The 18,574-nt window shown below is 63.5% G+C and carries 18 protein-coding genes; 4 read left to right on the forward strand and 14 right to left on the reverse strand.

The window, feature by feature from the left end; all coding sequences use genetic code 11:
- Nucleotides 1-50: 50 nt before the first annotated feature.
- Both AC1DZU_RS03570 and AC1DZU_RS03575 read left to right on the forward strand, forming a co-directional pair.
- Nucleotides 51-947 carry a UTP--glucose-1-phosphate uridylyltransferase gene (locus tag AC1DZU_RS03570; RefSeq protein ID WP_095082814.1) on the forward strand — a complete coding sequence of 299 codons (897 nt, stop codon included), beginning with the start codon at nucleotides 51-53 and terminating at the stop codon, nucleotides 945-947.
- Nucleotides 948-1,182: 235 nt separating this feature from the next.
- Complete coding sequence (locus AC1DZU_RS03575) at nucleotides 1,183-3,576, forward strand: polysaccharide biosynthesis tyrosine autokinase (RefSeq protein ID WP_477281777.1); 2,394 nt, start codon at nucleotides 1,183-1,185, stop codon at nucleotides 3,574-3,576.
- A 250-nt stretch (nucleotides 3,577-3,826) separates the two neighbouring features.
- On the opposite strand, the gene AC1DZU_RS03580 is transcribed toward AC1DZU_RS03575, so the two are convergent.
- Nucleotides 3,827-4,912, reverse strand: a complete 1,086-nt coding sequence (locus AC1DZU_RS03580) for an acyltransferase family protein (RefSeq protein ID WP_477281779.1) — start codon at nucleotides 4,910-4,912, stop codon at nucleotides 3,827-3,829.
- 91 nt (nucleotides 4,913-5,003) lie between these two features.
- Nucleotides 5,004-6,911 carry a propionyl-CoA synthetase gene (locus AC1DZU_RS03585; RefSeq protein ID WP_477281781.1) on the reverse strand — a complete coding sequence of 636 codons (1,908 nt, stop codon included), beginning with the start codon at nucleotides 6,909-6,911 and terminating at the stop codon, nucleotides 5,004-5,006.
- A gap of 113 nt (nucleotides 6,912-7,024) precedes the next feature.
- Between AC1DZU_RS03585 and AC1DZU_RS03590 the strand changes: the two genes are divergently transcribed.
- Nucleotides 7,025-7,603, forward strand: coding sequence for a DUF2259 domain-containing protein (locus AC1DZU_RS03590; RefSeq protein ID WP_477281783.1), 579 nt, complete (start codon nucleotides 7,025-7,027; stop codon nucleotides 7,601-7,603).
- Nucleotides 7,573-7,839, forward strand: a complete 267-nt coding sequence (locus tag AC1DZU_RS03595) for a DUF2259 domain-containing protein (RefSeq protein WP_477282222.1) — start codon at nucleotides 7,573-7,575, stop codon at nucleotides 7,837-7,839. Before AC1DZU_RS03590 ends, AC1DZU_RS03595 begins: the two co-directional genes overlap by 31 nt.
- A 283-nt stretch (nucleotides 7,840-8,122) precedes the next feature.
- On the opposite strand, the gene dhaK is transcribed toward AC1DZU_RS03595, so the two are convergent.
- The 12 genes from dhaK to AC1DZU_RS03655 form a co-directional block, all read right to left on the reverse strand.
- Nucleotides 8,123-9,109, reverse strand: coding sequence for a dihydroxyacetone kinase subunit DhaK (dhaK, locus tag AC1DZU_RS03600; RefSeq protein ID WP_477281785.1), 987 nt, complete (start codon nucleotides 9,107-9,109; stop codon nucleotides 8,123-8,125).
- Nucleotides 9,110-9,154: 45 nt separating this feature from the next.
- Nucleotides 9,155-9,577, reverse strand: coding sequence for a hypothetical protein (locus AC1DZU_RS03605; RefSeq protein ID WP_457150028.1), 423 nt, complete (start codon nucleotides 9,575-9,577; stop codon nucleotides 9,155-9,157).
- Nucleotides 9,574-11,190 carry a phosphoenolpyruvate--protein phosphotransferase gene (gene ptsP, locus AC1DZU_RS03610; RefSeq protein ID WP_477281787.1) on the reverse strand — a complete coding sequence of 539 codons (1,617 nt, stop codon included), beginning with the start codon at nucleotides 11,188-11,190 and terminating at the stop codon, nucleotides 9,574-9,576. Before ptsP ends, AC1DZU_RS03605 begins: the two co-directional genes overlap by 4 nt.
- Nucleotides 11,174-11,476 carry an HPr family phosphocarrier protein gene (locus tag AC1DZU_RS03615; protein ID WP_477281789.1) on the reverse strand — a complete coding sequence of 101 codons (303 nt, stop codon included), beginning with the start codon at nucleotides 11,474-11,476 and terminating at the stop codon, nucleotides 11,174-11,176. Before AC1DZU_RS03615 ends, ptsP begins: the two co-directional genes overlap by 17 nt.
- A gap of 21 nt (nucleotides 11,477-11,497) precedes the next feature.
- Nucleotides 11,498-11,887 carry a dihydroxyacetone kinase phosphoryl donor subunit DhaM gene (dhaM, locus tag AC1DZU_RS03620; protein ID WP_184873275.1) on the reverse strand — a complete coding sequence of 130 codons (390 nt, stop codon included), beginning with the start codon at nucleotides 11,885-11,887 and terminating at the stop codon, nucleotides 11,498-11,500.
- Nucleotides 11,884-12,486 carry a dihydroxyacetone kinase subunit DhaL gene (gene dhaL, locus AC1DZU_RS03625; RefSeq protein ID WP_477281794.1) on the reverse strand — a complete coding sequence of 201 codons (603 nt, stop codon included), beginning with the start codon at nucleotides 12,484-12,486 and terminating at the stop codon, nucleotides 11,884-11,886. Before dhaL ends, dhaM begins: the two co-directional genes overlap by 4 nt.
- Nucleotides 12,487-12,558: 72 nt before the next feature.
- Nucleotides 12,559-14,202 carry a dihydroxyacetone kinase subunit DhaK gene (locus AC1DZU_RS03630; protein WP_477281796.1) on the reverse strand — a complete coding sequence of 548 codons (1,644 nt, stop codon included), beginning with the start codon at nucleotides 14,200-14,202 and terminating at the stop codon, nucleotides 12,559-12,561.
- 80 nt (nucleotides 14,203-14,282) lie between these two features.
- On the reverse strand, nucleotides 14,283-15,296 hold the full coding sequence (locus tag AC1DZU_RS03635) for an ABC transporter ATP-binding protein (protein ID WP_477281798.1): 1,014 nt from the start codon (nucleotides 15,294-15,296) through the stop codon (nucleotides 14,283-14,285).
- A complete protein-coding gene (locus tag AC1DZU_RS03640) occupies nucleotides 15,289-16,401 on the reverse strand; it encodes an ABC transporter ATP-binding protein (RefSeq protein ID WP_477281800.1) in 1,113 nt (370 codons plus the stop codon). Before AC1DZU_RS03640 ends, AC1DZU_RS03635 begins: the two co-directional genes overlap by 8 nt.
- 2 nt (nucleotides 16,402-16,403) lie before the next feature.
- The gene (locus AC1DZU_RS03645; protein WP_457150034.1) at nucleotides 16,404-16,610 is read right to left on the reverse strand and encodes a hypothetical protein; all 207 of its coding nucleotides are present in this window, start codon (nucleotides 16,608-16,610) and stop codon (nucleotides 16,404-16,406) included.
- Nucleotides 16,607-17,557 (reverse strand): carbohydrate ABC transporter permease, encoded by a 951-nt coding sequence (locus AC1DZU_RS03650; RefSeq protein WP_095082780.1) that lies wholly within the window; start codon nucleotides 17,555-17,557, stop codon nucleotides 16,607-16,609. The genes AC1DZU_RS03645 and AC1DZU_RS03650 overlap by 4 nt, the downstream gene beginning before the upstream one ends.
- Nucleotides 17,554-18,501: a carbohydrate ABC transporter permease gene (locus AC1DZU_RS03655; RefSeq protein WP_184873362.1), complete on the reverse strand. Its 948-nt coding sequence runs from the start codon at nucleotides 18,499-18,501 to the stop codon at nucleotides 17,554-17,556. Before AC1DZU_RS03655 ends, AC1DZU_RS03650 begins: the two co-directional genes overlap by 4 nt.
- Nucleotides 18,502-18,574: the final 73 nt, after the last annotated feature.

Here is an 18,574-nt window from a genome sequence, read left to right on the forward strand (position 1 = left end):
TTCGTGGCTTGTGAATGGACTGAAGTCGATCTCCTCAGAAGGAATTTGCGATGAAGAAAATCAGGAAGGCCGTGATACCGGTGGCAGGACTTGGAACAAGGTTCCTGCCGGCGACCAAGTCGATGCCGAAGGAAATGCTCCCCGTCGTCGACAGGCCTGTCGTGCAATATGCGGTGGACGAGGCCTTCGAGGCGGGCATCGAGCACATTGTGTTCGTCACCGGCCGCAACAAGGCGGTCATCGAGGACTATTTCGACCTGCATCCGGAATTGATCGGAACCCTGGAGCAGACCGGCAAGAAGACCCAGCTGGAGGCGCTCGAAAGCATGCTGCCGGTGGCCGGCGCCACCTCCTTCATCCGCCAGCAGTCGCCGCAAGGCCTCGGCCATGCCGTCTGGTGCGCGCGCGAAGTCATCGGCAACGAGCCCTTCGCCTTGCTGTTGCCGGACATGGTGTCGTTCGGTGGCCGCGGATGCCTGGCCGAGATCGTCGACCTCTATGCTGAAACCGGCGGCAACGTGATCGCCGTCGAGCGCTGCGATCCGACCGAGACCAACAAATACGGCATCGTCGGCCGTGGCGCCGATATCGGCGGCGGCTTCGAGGTGACGGCGATGGTCGAAAAGCCGGCGCCGGCCAACGCGCCGTCGAACTTCTACATCAACGGCCGCTACATCCTGCAGCCCGAGATTTTCGCGCTTCTGGGCAATCAACAGCGCGGCGCCGGCAACGAGATCCAGTTGACGGACGCCATGGTCCGGCTGTCGCGGGACCAGGCGTTCTTCGCCCAGCCTTTCAAGGGCCGCATGTTCGACTGCGGTTCCAAGGAAGGGTTCATCCAGGCCAACATCGCCTTCGCGCTGGCGCGCGACGACATGAAGGGCCCGATTTTCGAGATGCTTCAGGAGTTCGTCCGGTCGCATGAACGCCAGGAAGAAGCCGCATAATGCCCATGTTTCGGGAGCATTTACAGATGGCTGGCGACGCGGGGCGATAGCTCCCGCGCCGCCTGGCACGAAGTTTGCGTTTTATTGCGCAATGCTCCCGATCTTCGCGGCTGTGCAAGCCCCGGCATGATCCCGAAAAATGACTACCGGTTTTCGGAAAAGATCATGCTCAAACGCTGAAATGGATCCCCATCCCAATCATCGGGATGGAACAGGCTCTGGAATTGGATCGAAGATGAATTACGCCAACTTTCCTCTCGACAAGAGGATGCCATTGCCGAATTCGGACGCAGGAGACGGCGAAGACTTCATCGACATCGAGCGGCTGCTTGGCATGGCCGCACGGCAAGCCAAGGTGGTTGCCGTGTGCGCCGTCATCGGTCTCTTTCTGGGCCTGCTCTATCTGCAGACCACGCCGCCCCAATATCAGTCGGTCTCAAGCGTGCTGATCGACGAGGGGTTGAACAAGATCGTCGATGACATCTCGGCGGCGTCGACAACCATGCAGACCGATTCCGCCATCCTGAGCCAGATCGAGATCCTGACCTCGACGCGGCTTGCCGCCGTGGTCGTCGACAAGCTGAAGCTCGACCAGAACGATGCCTTCCTGAATCCGCCTGTATCGGCTCTGGCAAGGGGCGTCGGTCTGATCCGGGGCCTGATCCAGTATGTTCGCCCCAGCCCCGTCATGCCGGGCGTCGGTGACATCAGCAAGCTCGACCCCGCCACCCGCGATGCCCTGATCGCCACGTCCCGTCGCGACTACGCGATTCTCAAGCTGCAGAACGAGGTGCGGGCGGAGCGCACCGGGCGAAGCTACGTCATCGCCCTCGGCTATCAGTCGACGGATCCGGCGCTCGCCCATGCGATCACCAAAGCCTATGCCGATGCCTATCTCGCCGATCAGCTCGATGCCAGCTTCGACGCCACCGAGCGGGCGGCGGTCTGGCTGCAGGGACGATTGACGGAATTGCGCGAGAGCTCGCAGGCGGCATCGCTCGCGGTCGAGAAGTTCAGGGCCGAACATGGCCTGGCCGCCAACAGCGACGGCCAGCTGATGAGCGACAAGCAACTCTCCGATCTCAACGCCCAGCTCATCGTCGCGCAGGCCGACACCGCACGCGCCAGTGCCCGCTACCAGCAGTACAAGGCGATTGTCGAAAGCGGCTCCGACAACGCTTTCAAGGATGCCGCCATATCAAGCGACCAGCCGAGCAGCTCGGTCATCGCGGCGCTCAAGACCCGTTACCTCACAGTCTCCAAGCGGCTGCAGGACGTCGAGGCGAATTTTGGCGCCCAGCATCCGCAGGCGTTGGCGCTTGCCAAGGAGAAGGCCGACATATCGACGCAGATCTTCGGCGAACTGAAGCAGCTGACCGAAAGCTATCGCAACGAATATGAAGTGGCGCTGGCGCGCGAGACCGCGCTCAGGGCCAATGTCGCGGCCGCGCAAGGCAAGAGTTCCGTCGACAACCAGACGCAGGTCAAGCTGCGGGAACTCGATCAGCAGGCGACGGCGCTCACCACGCTCTATCAGACATTCCTCGGCCGCTACGAGGAAGCCGCGCAGCAGCAATCCTTCCCGGTCGGCAAGATCCGCATCATCTCGGACGCCTCGATGCCGCTCACCGCGTCAAGCCCGCGCACGATCATCGTGATTGGACTTTCGCTGGTGCTTGGCACGCTGATGGGCGCCGGCTTCGGCGGCCTGAATGAATTCAACGAACGTTTCTTCAGGACCGGCGAGGAGGTGCGCGACCGTGTCGGGCTGAAATTCCTCGGCTATCTGCCGACGATCGGCGGCAAGCTGAGCAAGGAAGAAAAGCCGGGCGATACCCAGGTGGATGACAAGACCGCCAGATCGCTGTCGTCCGCCGAAAGGCGGGCGCGCATGCGGGTGAGCATCGATTCGCCTGCGTCGATGTTCTCCGAAACGCTGCGCAGCGCCAAGATCGCCTTCGACGTCGTGATGGAAGGGCAAGGCAGCCGCGTTATCGGCATCGTCTCGGTGCTTCCCGGCGAGGGTAAGTCGACGGTCGCGGCAAATCTCGCCGGATTGCTTGCCGCCAACGGCGCCAAGACGCTGCTCATCGACGGCGACCTGCGCAACCCCGGCCTCAGCCGTGGTCTCGGCATGGAAGCCGAGCAAGGTTTGATGGAAGCCGTGGTCAACGGCCAGGCGTGGCAGTCCGTTGGCAAGATCGACCGGCAGACGAAGCTGGCCATCATCCCGGCCGTGTCGCGCGGTCACTTCTCGCACACCAGCGAACTTCTCTCTTCGGCCGGGATGCGGCGCTTCATCGATAACGCCAAGGAAACCTTCGAATACATCGTCGTCGATCTGCCGCCGCTCGGACCGGTGGTCGATGCCAAGGCATTCGCGCCGCTGGTTGACGGGTTTGTGCTCGTCACCGAATGGGGGCGCACGCCCCGCGCGATGGTGAGGTCGATGCTGGAATCCGAACCCTATGTTGCCAACAAGATCATCGGGGCGGTGCTGAACAAGGTCGATCTGAAGAAGCTGGCCAAATACGGATCGTTCGGCGGCTCCGAGAAATTCTTCGACAAATACTCGACCTACTATCTGGAAAAGTCGGAAGTGCGCAGCAAGGCAAAGGCAACGGTCTGACGTTGCTCGAGTAGGCCTTCTTAAAGCGCATTGCGTTGAAACAGGGTCGGTCGACGCGCCCTGAATCTTTGCTTTATGCATGCCCCGAACGCCGCGCGCTTTGGGTGATGCATTAGGAGCAGGTCAGCCTCCAGAGGCACATGGGTCAACCTTCTTCGCGGGTCCGGCGATTCCTGTGGCAGTTGGCCTCCGCTCTGGAAGGCCGCAGTGCCGAGCCGGGCCTCGGAGACCCGCGGATGAACAGTCGCGACTACGCCACCTTGAGCCGATAGCGAAAAACGGTGTGGTCGAGCAGCAGCCGGATGCGTGGTTCGGCCTCGGTCGCCACCAGCCAGCTTGCCGCGATCATTGTCGCGCCGACGATCACCATCGAGAAGAGATGCGGCAGACCCGCGCGAACCAGGACACCGAGCAGGGCCGCGCCGACGACGTCATGCAGGAGGTAGAGCGGATAGGTCATCAGGCCGATCCGGCGCCAGCCGCTCCAGGCGAGGTCGAGCCGAAGCGACCACGCCATCAGTGCGACCGCGGCGAGGAAGATGAGGATCGGCGGCGCGAACGGCATCTCTCGCCCGACCTTCAGGATGTGAACGTCGACCGAACTGGCGATCTGCAGCACGCCGCCGCCCAGGAACAGGGCCCAGAAGGCAAGGCGAGCCGTCGTCACCGCCTTGAAGCGCATCAGCCACAACATGACGCCGGTCGCGAAGAAAACGCCGTGATGCACCAGCAAAAGGTCGAGCGTGCGTGCCTCGGCAAGGTCGGCCCAGCCGAGCGGGTAATAGAGGCACCAGAAAAGCGTGCTGACCATGCCGATGGCAATCGCCACCCATTCCATCTGATGGAAGCGGCCAAGCCGCAGCAAGGTCCAGACGATGGCATAGAAGGCGATCTCGATGCCGAGCGTCCAGTAGACGCTGTCCACCCAGGGTGCGTAGGGAACGAACAGGCCGGTGCGAACCAGCCTGTCGACCGCATCGGTCGGCCAGCTCAGGCCGACGATCAAAAGCACGACCGCGGTGACGGGCGCGCAGATCCAGACCGCCGGCGCCAGTCGCTTCACCCTTGCTTCGAAAAACCGCAGCGGCGTCGATGTCTCGGCGCTGAAGGCGATAACGAAGCCGCTGATGACGAAGAAGATCTGAACGCCGATCCAGCCGGATTCGACCCAGGCGCCTATCGCCGGTTGCGCGGCAATGCCGCCCGTGGCGCGTGCCGAAACACCGTCCGGAAACGCCCACACCCAGAAGCCGTAGTGGTAGACCATGACCATGACGGCGGCGAGGAACCGCAGGATGTCGACGCCGCCAAATGTGATTTTCTTCTGCTGAGCCATACCGCCTCGCCGGATGGCCCCCCGGTCAAGGATGTAAGGTGGATTGCTGCATCGCACAACAAAAGATTGCGGCGCCGACCGCGACGATTTGCTAGACGCCGATCCCACGCTCCTTCAGGGCGGCGGTGATTTCGTCGAGAATCAGCGGATCGTCGATGGTCGCCGGCATCGTCCATTCTTCCTTGTCGGCGATCTTCTGCATGGTTCCGCGCAGGATCTTGCCCGAACGTGTCTTGGGCAGGCGCTTGATCGTCACCACCGTCTTGAAGGCGGCGACCGGGCCGATGCGTTCGCGCACCAGGCCGACCACTTCGCTCTCGATGGCACCGGTTTCGCGCGAAACGCCGGCATTCAGAACCACGAAGCCAAGCGGCACCTGGCCCTTCATGGTATCGGCGATGCCGATGACGGCGCATTCGGCGACATCGGGATGGGCGGAAAGCACTTCCTCCATGGCGCCGGTCGACAACCGGTGGCCGGCGACATTGATGATGTCGTCGGTGCGGGCCATGACGTAGAGATAGCCGTCTTCGTCGACCATGCCGGCATCCGCCGTCTTGTAGAAGCCGGGGAACTCGTCGAGATAGGCTTGGCGGAACCGCGCATCGGCATTCCATAGCGTCGGCAGGCAGCCGGCCGGCAGCGGCAGCTTGACCACCACATTGCCCAGCGTGCCGCGCGGCACTTCGTGGCCGGCATCGTCAAGCACGCGAATGTCGTAGCCTGGCATCGGCACGCCGGGCGAGCCATATTTCACCGGCAACAGGCCGAGGCCGGCGGGATTGATCGTCATCGGCGAGCCGGTCTCGGTCTGCCACCAATGGTCGACCACCGGCACGTTGAGCTTCTGCTCCGCCCATTTGATGGTTTCGGGGTCGGCGCGCTCGCCGGCGAGGAACAGCGTGCGGAATTTCGACAGGTCGTATTTCGGAATGAACTCGCCCTTCGGATCCTGCCCCTTGATGGCCCGAAAAGCGGTCGGCGCGGTGAACAGCGCGACGACGCCATGCTCTGATATCACCCGCCAGTAGGTGCCGGCATCGGGCGTGCCGATCGGCTTGCCTTCGAACAACACGCTGGTGCAGCCATGCAGCAGCGGCCCATAGACGATGTACGAATGGCCGACCACCCAGCCGACATCGGAGGCTGCCCAGAACACCTCGCCCGGCTTGACGCCGAACTCGTTTTCCATCGTCCATTTCAGCGCGACCATATGGCCGCCGTTGTCGCGCACGATGCCCTTGGGCTGGCCGGTCGTGCCCGATGTGTAGATGATGTAGAGCGGGTCGGTGGCAAGCACCGGAACGCAGTCGACATTGGCGCCGGCTGCCCGTTCCCGGGCGACGGCATCGGCATAGTCGATGTCGAAATGCTCCTTCAATTCGCAGCGCAATTGGTCGCGCTGCAGGATCAGGCAGCCGTCCGGCTTGTGGCGGGAAATCTCGATCGCTCTGTCGAGCAGTGGCTTGTAGGCAACGACGCGACCCGGCTCCAGTCCGCAGGAGGCCGAAATGATCAGCTTCGGCTTGGCGTCGTCGATGCGGGTGGCAAGCTCATGCGAGGCAAAGCCGCCGAAGACGACCGAATGCACGGCGCCAATGCGGGCGCAGGCCAGCATGGCAAAGGCAGCCTCCGGCACCATCGGCATGTAGATGATGACGCGGTCGCCCTTGCCGATGCCGCGGTTCTTCAGCACCGAGGTCAGCGCGACCACCTCGCGCTTCAGCTCGGCATAGGTGAACTTCTTGATCGTTCCGGTGATGGCGCTGTCATGGATCAGCGCGATCTGCTCGGCACGTCCGCCGGCGACGTGACGGTCGACGGCGTTGTAGCAGGTGTTGCAGGTGGCGCCGGTAAACCAGCGGCCATAGACGCCGGCCGTGGCATCGAACACCTTGTCATAGGGCGAATACCAGTCGATGGCGTTAGCCGCCTCGGCCCAGAACTTTTCCGGATCGCCTTTCCAGCCGTCATAGACCTCGTGATAACGTGAAGCCATCCAACACCTCCCCAGGAATGTATTTCTTACACCAGATAGCGCGCTCTAACCTTGGCCGCAAATGTGCGCCATTGTGTAGCCGGCATCGACCTAGCGCTTGGGGGCAAGCTGCGATGAAATTGCGATATCGGATTGGAGCGGCCGTGCTGGCGTCACTGTCATTGACGGTCGCGTCCGCCGCCTGGGCTGGCGATGCCGCGGCACGGCGCATCATCGGCTTTTCGCCCGACGGCAACTATTTCGCCTTCGAGCAATTTGGAACGCTCGACGCAGGCGCTTCGAACTCCGGCTATTCGCAGATCGACATCATCGACACCCGTACCGACGCCTTCGTTGGCGGCAAGCCGATCCTCGTCGTCGACGAGTCCGAGGAGGCGACACTGACCCTCGAACAGGCAAGGGCACAGGCCGCCGCTAAGGCGGCGCCCATCCTTGCCAAATATACCATCGCATCGCGCGGCGAGCAGACGGCTTCCGACAAGTTCACCTTTCCCGATGAGATGGTTGCCTACAATGACATTCCCGCCTCGAGCAGGTGTCGCAGAAATGGCTTTCGCCGCTCCATGACCAACTCGACATTTCGACCATCCAGCTCGACCAGATCCTGGCCAGCAGCACCACAGACTGTTCAGCGAGTTTCGATGCCACGCAGCAAGGCGACATATCGGGCAAGGCGCTCGGCTTCCGGCTGACGCTACAAGGGCAGGACGGCAAGCCGTTCAAGGTCCTGCACGAGGACAAGGCCGTGCCGGGTTCGAGGAACTGCCCGACCTCCTACAGCCTTTCGGAATCCTACGAATTCACCCCTGCCGGCAAGCCGGCCGTGATTGTCGTGCTGGTGCAGCGCTTCAGCCAGGGCTTCGAGGGCCGCGACCGCCGCTTCATTGCGGTGACCGGCCAGCCGCGCAGACAAAGTCGATTGCTCTAGATCGGCAAAGCCACAAGCATGAGGCCGATGCCACCGAAGATCAAAATGGCTGTCGCCAGGGCTTTTCTGTGACGTTCGAAGCTCGTCGGAGCCCGTTCCCAATTGTAACGCATACGCTCTCTCCACAACTCCCGAGGAGTCTTTACCTTACTTAGGGGAAGAAAAGCAACGGTCCGGCCCGGACGGGTCGGGCGCTCCCGCATCGCGAAGAAGACTATTTCTGGGACGATACCTGCTGGAAGCCGGCGGCGGGCGCGTTCCCGCTGCCGGCCTGGCAGCAAGACTACATGCCCCAGCGCAGCGCAGCGGTGTGCACCGGCGCATCCCAGAACGCGGTCGTTTCCGCGTCGAGCATGGTCAGCGTGATCGAGCAGCCGGCCATGTCGAGTGAGGTGACATAGGAGCCGACCAGCGAACGGGTCACCGTCACGCCATGCCTGCCGAAAATCCGCCGCGCGCTGTTGTACATGAGATAGAGCTCCATCAACGGCGTGCCGCCAAAACCGTTGACGAACAGCAGCGCCGGGCCCTTGGCTCCGTCGCCGAGATCGCCAAGGATCGCGGTACAAATCTCTTGTGCGATCGCATCGGCGCTTTTCAAGGTGTCGCGTCGCCTTCCAGGCTCGCCATGGATGCCGACGCCGAACTCCATCTCGCCGTCGCCGATGTCGAAAGTCGGCTTGCCGGCGGCCGGCACGGTGCAACTGGTCAGCGCCACGCCCATCGAGCGGGTAGCAGCGTTGACGCGTTCGCCCAACGCCTTCAGCGGCGCCAGCGCCAGGCCATGCTCGGCCGCCGCGCCGACGATCTTTTCGACCACCAGCGTGCCGGCGACGCCACGCCGGCCAGTCGTGTAGGACGAATTCTCGACGGCGACATCGTCATTGGTGACGATTTGCATGACGCCTTCCGACATTTCAGCCGCCATCTCGAAGTTCATCACATCGCCCTCATAATTCTTGACGATGAACAGGCAGCCGGCGCCGGTGTCGACGGCCTCCGCCGCCGCCAGCATCTGGTCCGGCGTCGGCGAGGTGAACACCTGGCCGGGGCAGGCGGCGTCGAGCATGCCGTGACCGACAAAGCCGCCGTGCAGCGGCTCGTGGCCGGAGCCACCGCCGGAGATCAGCGCCACTTTGCCCGGCCGCAAGGTCTTGCGGCGGACGAATTTATGCTCCTCGCCAAGCACCAGAATGTCGGCATGGGCGGCAACGAAGCCGTCGAGGCTTTCGGTCAGCACCGTGTCCACCGAATTCATAAATTTCTTCACGGCCGTCTCCTCCCGAAATGGGCCTTGTTGAACCGCTCTGACGGATCAGCCACCCTTGCCGGTGATGCTGGTGATCTTCTGGATAAAATCATTCACTGCCCGATCGAGCGCTGCGTTCTGCTTGTCGTCGCCGAAATCGGGCACGATGAGTGAAACATGCCGTGTCTTGCGCATGCCTGCCGCGACAGACATTTTTCCCGGATGCGCCTGATGGTAGGCGGCAAGAAACTGATCGCGCTCGGCCGGGCTGAAATGGCAGACCGAAAAGATCGAAGGCAAATGCTTTGACGGAATCGGGATCGAATAGGCCGGGCTGGAGATCTGCGTGACGAAGCTGCGGTGCTTGCCAAGCGCATCGGCAAGCCGCTGGCGCATGCCGGACGGTCGCTGGTCGATGACATGCGACAGGATCGTCTTATAGGCGCGGATCGCCTCTTCGGAACCGGCTTCAGGTATCTTGTCGATCATGCCGGCCGCGCCTGGATAGAAACGTCCGCGATCGCCGCCTTGGCCATGGCGAGTTGCGCCGGAGCGACGGACAGAGCGCGCAGGCCGGCCTCGAGCAGCGACGGGATCGCAGCGGGGTCACCGCCCGCGTCGCCGCACAGGCTGACCGGGATTTCTTCGCGCAGGCCAAACGCGGTCACCGCAGCGATCAGCCGCAGCACGGCTGGATGACGGACCGAATTCAGGTGCGCCACCAGAGCGTTGTCGCGGGCGGCTGCCATGACATATTGGGTCAGGTCGTTGGAGCCGATCGAGAAGAAGGCGACCTCGGTAAAGGCCTCGGGCGCGATCGCCACCGACGGCACCTCGACCATGATGCCGAGCGGCGGCATCTTTTGCGCAATGCCGCGCGCGGCAAGCTCTGCCTGCTCTTCGGCGAACATCGCCGCTGCCTGTCTGTATTCCTCCACAATGGCGATCATCGGGAACATCACTTTCAGACTGCCGTGGACGGCGGCGCGCAGCAACGCCCGGATTTGTACACGAAACACTTCCGGCCGCGCCAGCGACAGCCTGATGCCGCGCAGGCCGAGGAACGGATTGCCTTCCTCGACGGTGAAGCCGGGCACTGGCTTGTCGCCGCCGGCATCGACGGTGCGGATCGTCACCGGCTTGTCGCCGGCCCATTCCAGCACCTTGCGATAGGCGCGATACTGCGTTTCCTCATCGGGCAACGTCTTGCCGAACAGGAATTCGGTGCGCATCAGGCCGACGCCGTCGCAGGTGGCGATGTCGATGCCGTCGACGTCGGACGGGTCAGCGATGTTGACCTGCACCCGCACCGCTATGCCGGTCCTGGTCACCGCCGGCCGTGCCAGAAAAACCCCGGCCCGGTCGCGGCGCGCCGAGAACAACGACGACGATTGGCGAAAGGCGTCGATTTCGGCCTTGGAAGGCGACAGCACGATGCCGCCATGTTCGGCATCGAGCAGCGCGATGCAGGCAAGATTGGCGGGCGCGTTGCCAAGATCCACCTCCCCAAGCCCCACAACCATGGGTACGCCGCGCGAGCGCGCCAGCATGGCGACATGGCTCGCCGTGCTGCCCGCCTTCAGCGCGATGCCGCCACCGCCACTCCAGTCGGTTTCGAGAAAGCGCGTCGGCGCGATGTCCTCGCCGTAGAGGATGGCGCCGGATGGTGCTTGAACCCCGCCATCCTCGGTCAGCGCGCGCAGCACCTGGTCCCTGATGTCGCGTATGTCGGCCGCTCGGGCGCGGAAATAGTCTTGATCCGAGGTCTCGTAGCCAGCGATTTCCACATCCAGCGCCTGTCGCCATGCCGTATCGGCGGGGTGTCCAGAGGCAATCGCAGCAAAAGCCGGGCCGCTCAACGCGTCGTCCTCCAGCATGGCGATCTGAAATTCGAGGATGTCGGCGGCGTCACCGTCAGCGATATTGATCAATCCAGCGAGACGGCCCGTCGCGACATCGATTGCGGTCTCGAGCGCAGCCTTCTCGTCGGCGGCATTTTCCTTGCAGGCATAGGCAATGGCAATCTGGTCGAGATCGAACAGCGGTCCCTCGGCATAACCGGCCGACGCCGAAATGCCTTGCAGCCTAAGCGGTTCGGACATGGTCCGCGCCTTCGTCGAAATCGCGCCGCACCAGTTCGACCAGCGCGTCGACCGCATCATTGGCGCCGTCGCCGCTGGCGCGGATATGCAGCACCGTGCCCTTCGGCGCTTTGGTGGCCATCACCTTGACGATGCTCTTGGCGTCGAACCATGGCCCGTTGGCGGCCAGTGCTATTTCCACCTCGGCGGCGAAGGTCTTGGCCAGCTTGGTGAACTTCACCGAAGGACGCGCATGCAGACCCACCTCGTGGGTGATCAGAACGGTCGCTTCGGCGGCTGCGGACATGTCTTTAAAGTTCCCGTTCGTTCACGACGGCGACAATTCGTGCGCCGTCGCCACCACTTCGCGCAGCGAGGCGCCGCCGGACGCCTCGGTCGCCGCCATCACCGCGCCTTCGACGATCGGCGCGTTGCAGACGATGATCTTCTGCGCACGCGGCTCGCCGATCATCTCCACCGCCATTTCGCTGTTGGTCTCGGCGCCGCCGAGATCGACCAGGATGGCGACGCCGGCTTCCGACCAGGCCCTGTCGATGGCGCTCATGATCGCCTCGACATTGGTGCCGAGACCGCCATGGCCGTTTCCGCCGCACCATGCAAGCGGCACTTCGTCGCCCACCATCTGCCGCACCATGTCGGCCGTGCCCTCGGCGACCAGCGGCGAATGCGAAACGATGACGATGCCGACATTGCTCATGCGCTTTCCCCGACGGTTTCCGCCACTGTCCGCACCAGAAGCGCGGTTGAACGCGCGCCGGCATCCATATGGCCGATCGAGCGGTCGCCAAGGAACGAGGCGCGGCCACGCAGGGCCTTCATCGGCACGGTTGCTTCGGCGGCCGTGTCGGCGCTATCGGCAATTTGCGCCGCCGTCTTTCCCTGCAGCAGCGCCTCATGCACAGGCTGCAGCACGTCGAGCATCGTCTTCTGCCCGACCTGTGACTTGCCCCGCGCCGCCACGGCCTCGATGGCCTTGCCGAAAGCCAGGGTCAGATTGGCGCGATCGGGCGCGGCGGAAATCTCCTTGCCGAGCGCCATGAACAAGGTGCCGAACAGCGGGCCCGAAGCGCCGCCGACCGTCATCACCAGCTTGGTGCCGATCGCCTTGAGTGCCTCGGGCAGCGGCTTGGCAGCAAACGCCTCGGCCTCGCTGCGCACGGCCTCGAAGCCGCGCTTCATGTTCAGCCCGTGGTCGCCGTCGCCGATCGCCTGGTCCAGCGCCGTCAACTCCTCTGCGTGAGCGGCGATTGTATCCGCGGCCGCCACGATCAGCCTGGAAAGGTTCAACGCCGCCATGTCTGCCAAATTCCTGGTTCCCACCTTGCTGGCAGTAGCGAAAGAATTTTCATTCGACAACTGAAGCATGCGTCAGGCCGCTGCAAGCAGCGCGGCTGCGGCTGCAAAGACCTCGGCCACGGCATAGGCGCCGGGGTCGACCACGCCTTGCAGCTTGCTGCCGACATACGCGGACCGCCCGGCTTTCGCCCTGTCCATGGTGGACGTGGCCTCGGCACCGCGTTGAGCCGCTGTTGCCGCTTCCTCCAGGCCGCCGGCGTCGAGTGCTTTCAGGGCTGGCTCGAGGGCATCGATCATGGTGCGGTCGCCGACCTCCGCGCCGCCATAGAAAGTCATCCGTTCGAGACCGGCAAGCAGCGCCTTGGCCACGCTGGCGCCGCCGTCCAGGGCCTGCGCCGCCGCGGTGAAGAAGATCGACAGCAGCACCCCGCTGGAGCCGCCCATGGACGCGCTCAGAATGTCGCCCACCGAGCCAAGGGTGGCCGCAGGATCGGCAAGCGGCAGCGTATCAAGCCTCTCCAGCACACTGCGCGCGCCTGTCGCCACCGTCGAACCGGTGTCGCCGTCTCCCGCCTTGGCGTCCAGTCCGTTCAAAGTGCCTTCGAGCGCGATCAGCCTTTCGCAGATGGTGACGACAAGCCGTCGGGTGCGAGCATCCTGGCTGGGTTTGCGCGCCGCGCCTTCAGCAGCTGGTTTCACGATGGGCGCGACAGAGGGCGATACAACGGGCTTTGCCAGCATCCAGGCGTGCGGACCAACCGGCGCCAGCAGGGCTTTCTCGCGTACGGCGTCGAGCCGGATCAGCGACAGCGAGAAGCCGTTCATGTTGAGCGCCGTCATCAGCGGTCCGGGGCCGATCGTCAGCTTGATGGTTTTGGCCAGCGGCGAGGCAAGCACCGCATTGGCGACAAGCGACATTTCGAGCGGCGGCACGGAGCCGAGATTGTTGATCAGCAAGGCATGGCTGCCTGCTGGATCGAGCCGCGCCGCAAGCCGCTCCGCCATGATCGCGACCAGCCTGTCGGCGCTTTGCACGGCGATCCGCTCGACGCCCGGCTCACCATGAATGCCGAGGCCGAGCTCGCCGTCATTTTCGCCAAATCTGTCTTCATGCGGCTGGCCCGGGATCGAGCAGGACGACAGCGACATGCCGAGTGACACAATGTCCTTCGCCGCGGCTCGCGCGGCCGCCGCGATATCAGCCAGATCGTGGCCGGTTTCCGACAGATGGCCTGATATCTTGTGCACGAACAAGGTGCCGGCAACGCCGCGCGGCTGGGCGATGTCGGGGAGCGCGATATCGTCGGCGACGATCACCATCTCGACGCGAAAGCCTTCGGCGCGCGCCTTCTCCGCCGCCAGGCCGAAATTGAGGCGGTCGCCGGTGTAGTTCTTGACGATCAGCAGGCAGCCGGCCGGGCTGGTGACCGCGCGTATGGCCGCCAGCACCGCTTCGACGCTTGGCGAGGCAAAAATCTCGCCCGAAACCGCCGCTGTCAGCATGCCCTTGCCGACGAAGCCGGCATGTGACGGCTCGTGCCCGGCGCCGCCGCCGGAGACGACGCTTACCTTCGTCTTGTCCCAGTCGGCGCGCAGGACGACCTTGATCTCGGGATAGCCGTCGAGGCGCGCGAGGTCGCCGGCGCCGATGGTCCGCAAGAGGCCGTCCAGCGCCTCGGTGACGATCGTTTCCCTGCGATTGAAAAAGTGCTTCATCGAATTCGTCCAGTCCTGTATTCGCAATCGTCAATCAGAAGTTGGTGTCGAACCCTTGGCAGGGAAACCCCGAAAACCGTTCACATCAGCCTTTGTCCGTCGGCACCAAAATAGAGCGGCGAGCGGTAGCGTATCACCACCCTGTCGCCTTGCCCCAGATCCGTTTCGGGATCGGTCAGCGTCACCAGCTTCCGGGTCCCCACCGTCACATGCAGGTGGTTCTGGTCGCCGAGATGCTCGACCCAGTCAACGACGCCGTCGGCATGGCCGTTCGCGGCCTTCTCGATCGACAGATGTTCGGTGCGCGCGCCGATGGTCTTGGTGCCGGCCGGTGCGCCGCCATCGGGCAGCAGTCCGGTTGGCAATAGATTGATCGCCGGCTGGCCGAGCCTGGCCGCGACATGCAGGTTTGCCGGCTCCGAATAGATCGTACGGGGCGAGCCGATCTGCACCAGCACGCCGTCGGCAAGGATGCCGATGCGGTCGGCCATCGTCATAGCCTCGATCTGGTCATGCGTGACATAGAGCATGGTAGCGCCGAGTTCGGCCTGGATGCGTTTCAGTTCGAGCCTGAGATCCGCCCGCAACTTGGCATCGAGCGACGACAGCGGCTCGTCCATCAGATAGATGGAAGGCTTGCGCACCAGCGCGCGGCCGATGGCGACGCGCTGCATTTCGCCGCCCGACAGCTTGGTCGAGCGGTTGGCGAGCTTGTGGTGGATGCGCACCATCTTCGCCACTTCCTCGACCCGGCGGCGAATCTGCTCTTCCGGCATCCTTCGTGCCGGCGAGCGCAGCGGGAAGGCAAGGTTGTCGAACACCGACAGATGCGGATAGAGCGAGTATTGCTGGAACACGAAGGCGGTGTCGCGCTCGGCCGGCGACAGCGACGTGGCATTGTGGCCGCCGATTTCGATGGTGCCGGCATCCGGCCGCTCCAGCCCGGCGATCAGCCGCAGCGTCGTCGTCTTGCCGGCGCCGGTCGGCCCGAGCAGCACGACGAACTCACCATCGGCGATGGAGAGATCGAGACCGTTGACGGCGACATGGTCGCCAAAACTCTTGCTCACATTCTTGATGTGCACGTCAGCCATGCTGTGCCCTCCGCTCCGAGGCGGCATCGTGGATCGCGGTTCTCACCGCGCGGCCCGATCCTTTCTCGAACACCGACAGCCGCGCGCTGCTCAGCGTCAGGCCGACATGGTCGCCGGTCGAGAGCCGGATTTCGGCCGGCACGCGGGCCTTGATGATGCCGTCCGCCGTCTCCACCGCGACGATCTGCGTGGTGCCGAGATATTCGGTGCCATAGATCGCGCCACGCAGCTTGGAGTTGTCGTCGAAGCGGATGTGTTCCGGACGGATGCCGAGCGCCATGTCGGCCGGGGCGATATCCTCGCGCACTTCCGGCACCGCGACCTTCGCACCCTGGACGATGATTTCCTTGGCGCCCTTCGCCAGTCCGCCGCCGAAGCCCAGGAAATTCATCGGCGGCGAGCCGATGAAGTCGGCGACGAACATGGTCGCCGGCCGGTCGTAGATCTCGCGCGGCGTGCCGAACTGTTCGATGACGCCATGGTTCATCACCGCGATCTTGTCGGCCATCGACATCGCTTCCATCTGGTCGTGCGTGACATAGACGGTGGTGGCGTGGATGCGGTTGTGCAGTTCGCGCAATTCATGGACCATCAAATCGCGGAACTCGGTGTCAAGGGTCCCCAGCGGCTCGTCCATCAGGAAGCATTTTGGCCGCCGCACGATGGCGCGGCCGAGCGCCACCCGCTGGCGGTCGCCGCCGGCAAGGCCGGAGACGGATTTGTTCAGCAGATGGTCGATGCGCAGAAGCTTGGCCGTCTCTTCGACGCGCTGGCGGATCTCGGCTGACGGCATGCCTTGCGCCAGCAGCGGGAAGCCGATGTTCTTGCGCACGTTCATGTGCGGATAGAGCGCGAAAAGCTGGAAGACGAAAGCGATGTCGCGCTCGCGCGCCCGCAGCATGGTGACGTCGTCGCCGCCGAGCAGGATCTGGCCGCCGGTTGGCAGTTCGAGCCCGGCGATCATGCGCAGCGTTGTCGTCTTGCCGCAGCCCGACGGTCCGAGCATGACGAAGAACTCGCCATCCTCGACGACGAAGTTGGAATCCTGCACGGCGACGAAATCGCCGAAGGCCTTTCTCAGGTGCTGAACGCGAATTTCGGCCATGGCTATTCCGGGAACTTCGAGACGATGATGAACATCACGGTGCCGGCGAGCATGGTGATGAAGGAATAGGTGTAGAGCGACAGCGCGAAAGGCTGGAACAGCATCAGGAAGCCGAGGGCGATCAGCACCGTAGCGATGTTTTCCATCAGCCCGCGCCTGGCCCAGACCGGCCAGCGCGATTTGCGTTTCTGAGGGCTGGTCAGGCTCATTTGCGCACCGCGCCGAAGGTGATGCCGCGCAGCAATTGCTTGCGAAGCAGGATGGTGAAGACCAGGATCGGCACCAGGAAGATGGTCGTGCCGGCCGCCACCGCCGGCCAGTCCTGGCCGCCCTCGCCGATGATGGTCGGGATGAAGGGCGGCGCGGTCTGCGCCGTGCCCGAGGTCAAAAGGGCAGCGAAGGCATATTCGTTCCAGGCAAAGATCAGGCAGAAGATGGCGGTGGCGGCAATGCCGGTGGTCGCTTGCGGCAGCACGGTGCGCCAGAAGGCCTGCAGCCGCGTATAGCCGTCGATCATCGCCGCCTCCTCGTATTCGCGCGGGATCTCGTCGATGAAGCCTTTCAAGAGCCAGACCGCCAGCGAGACATTGACCGCCGTATAGAGCAGGATCATACCGAGCGCGGTGTCGGACAGGCCAAGCTCGCGGTACATCAGGTAGATGGGAATCGCGACGGCGATCGGCGGCATCATGCGCGTCGACAGGATGAAGAACAGGAGATCGTCGGCGAGCGGCACCTTGAAGCGCGAGAAACCATAGGCCGACAGCGTTCCGAGGAAGACAGCGCAGAAGGTCGAGCCGAAGGCGATGATCAACGAATTGACGAAGCGCGGCAGGAAGTTGGACGGGCCGGCGATCACCATGTTGCGCTTGCGCGTGGTCTCGTCGCAGAAGCCCGTCGCCGGTCCCAGCGAGTTGATGTATTCCGGCGTTTGCCGGGTGCGCGTCGTGAACAGGTTGCAGTAGCCCTCGAGGCTCGGCTGGAACAGGAGTTTCGGCGGGTAGGCGATCGAATCCGGCGGCGTCTTGAAGCTGGTGGCGAAGATCCACAGCAGCGGCACGATCGAGATCAGCGCGTAGGCGATGATGATCGCGCCCGCGATGCGCTTCGAATTTGCCGAGGGTGCGACGACCGAGTGGGCAGTGGTCAGGCTCATCTCTGCTTCACCTTGTTGAGCGCCTTGACGTAGATGTTGGCGAGACCAAATACCGCGACGAACAGGATGATGGCGAAGGCCGAGGAATAGCCCGTCCGCCAGCTTTCGAAGGCCTGACGCTTGAGCGTGATCGAGGCGACCTCGGTGGTGGAGCCCGGCCCGCCGCCGGTGAGCAGATTGACCATGTCGAACATCTTGAAGTTCTCGATGCCGCGAAACAGCACCGCCAGCATGATGAAGGGCAGTGCCATCGGCAGCGTGATCGACCAGAACTGCCGCCAGTTGGAGGCGCGGTCGACCTCGGCCGCCTCATAGATGTATTCGGGGATCGAGCGCAGCCCGGCGAGACAGATCAGCATCACGTAGGGCGTCCACATCCAGGTGTCGACGATGATGATCGACCATGGCGCCAGCGACACGTTGGAGAGCATCTGGATGTTTGTCGGTGGGATGCCGGTGACGAAGGAAATGGCATAGGCGAACAGGCCGATCTGCGGCTCGTAGAGGAAGCGCCAGAAATTCCCGACCACCGCCGGCGACAGCATCATCGGAACCAGGATGAGCGTCGTCCAGAACGCGTGGCCGCGGAACTTCCTGTCGATCAGCCAGGCCAGCGTGAAGCCGATCAGCGTCTGCAGCAGGATGGTCCAGAACACGAAATGCGCCGTGGTTTGCATGGCGATCCAGATGTCCTTGTCGGCGAGGATGCGCTGGTAATTGGCAAAGCCGAGATTCTTCACCACCTCGTTCGGGCGGTTGGCCCGAAAATTGGTGAACGACAGATAGATCGCCCAGAACAGCGGGAAGATGTTGATGGCGAGCAGCAACAGGATCGTCGGCGAAATGAACAGCCAGGCGAGGCCCTTGTCGCTGATGCCCCGAACCTTGCGGGCCAACGGTTCCGGGGTCGCCCGGGCAACGTTCTCCGCAGTCCGATTGAGCATGGTCAGTCCTGCTTCGGTCACTTGGGTCGTCTCTGTCATGAATTTATCTGAACTGCGTCCCGTGCCAAGGTGG

The sequence above is a fragment of the Mesorhizobium sp. P2_A12 genome (genome assembly GCF_056405075.1).